Source organism: Bartonella sp. LB28NMGDW (genome assembly GCF_042194435.1).
Classification (GTDB): Bacteria; Pseudomonadota; Alphaproteobacteria; order Rhizobiales; family Rhizobiaceae; genus Bartonella; species Bartonella grahamii.
The window spans coordinates 1-1,280 of record NZ_JBHIMX010000083.1 but is presented as its reverse complement, the minus strand read 5'-3'; the positions used below and the strand labels follow the sequence as shown (position 1 = coordinate 1,280).

At 37.7% G+C, this 1,280-nt stretch carries 2 protein-coding genes; both read right to left on the bottom strand.

Annotation, left to right across the window (positions count from 1 at the left end):
• Positions 1-7 precede the first annotated feature (7 nt).
• Positions 8-577 carry an SMI1/KNR4 family protein gene (locus ACFIKG_RS09245; protein WP_375652193.1) on the bottom strand — a complete coding sequence of 190 codons (570 nt, stop codon included), beginning with the start codon at positions 575-577 and terminating at the stop codon, positions 8-10.
• 52 nt (positions 578-629) lie between these two features.
• A partial coding sequence (locus ACFIKG_RS09240; protein ID WP_375652192.1) for an HNH/ENDO VII family nuclease occupies positions 630-1,280 on the bottom strand: 651 nt, incomplete at its 5' end.

Below are 1,280 nucleotides of genomic sequence, written 5' to 3'. Positions count from 1 at the left end.
ATCAATTTCACCTCTTCCATAGTTTTTTCCAAAAACTCTTGTAAAAAGGTACGGGTTGCGGAGTGGGAGTGTGCTCAGTCTTTTCAATTGGTTGGTCACCATCAGGTATCTCTTCTCCCGCGTGTACTTTAATTCTTTTGCAAAGGAATTCATAAAAATTGCTAGCGTAATATTCGCGATTATCCAATGGAAACATAACATAGATTGGGCATTCTCCATCCCGAAACTGCGTATAATCAAAATAAAAGGTTTCATCAAAATCAGCTTCACACACGATAAGCTGTTCTGCTGTCACAAAACCACGTTTTCTATCATTTAAGTTCTGAAAAACAATATCACCAGCAGGAATACCCATAGGATTATCATAAAGACTATAGATTTCTTCACCACCAATGTCCCCGCCTTTACAATGTTCTAAAAAACTCTTGTAAGACGATGTAAATTGTAAACCGAGAGCTTTCTCCGCCTTTTCAATCACGAGATCACCAACTGCATCATCTTCAGTACCAAAATTGATAATATCACCATTATATTTATCAACTAATTCTAAAACATCATCTAAGGTATAGGTTTTCATCAATTATTTCTCCAAATTTCTTTTTTCTCTTTTCATCAACCGTAGAGCATTACTACCGATGCTCCTGTCCCCATCTGTCAAAATCTATACTCATAATACTCCATTTCATATTGATTATTCCTCCTAAATTACTGTTTTTTTGTTCTCTATACCCTTTAGCGCGTTCCTTCCAATATTCCTCTCTCCATTTTTTAAACTTTTTTCTCTCTATAAGTGATTGATGTGTTTTGGAAGGAGCATGAATCACGGAATTATATTTATTATGAGATTCCTTGCTCATTTCTGCTATGGGCCCCTCATGCGTTTGCTTTAGGTGATGCAACTCAACAGGCTTACCATCAAAACCTATAGGTGCTTTTCCTGCTTCCATCCTTTCAACATTGGTGCCCCACACCGTTTTTTTGTTTTCTCTCCACTCAGAAATTCTGTTAGGATCAAACAGGTCATTTCTCTTATAGGCTTTGTTTGTCTGAGCAAATTTGCTATCGGTAAATTTAGTGGGTTTCTCTTTTAGCCAAAGCTTTTTTTCTTTAGCAGCAAGTTTAGTTAGTTCTTTCCTAGCAGCTAGTTTGTCAGGATCTCCTTGAGCTGCAAGTTCTGCAAGATTTTTCTTGGAAGCGAATTGAGCAAAATCTTTCCTAGCATTGAACTTGATCACAGCCTTTTCGCCAAGCTTTATGCCTCCCTTGGCTGCTCCAGCACC

Coding starts and splice junctions, on each gene's coding strand:
- ACFIKG_RS09245 (WP_375652193.1), bottom strand. CDS start 577: ATGAAAACCTATACCTTAGATGATGTTTTAGAATTAGTTGATAAATAT.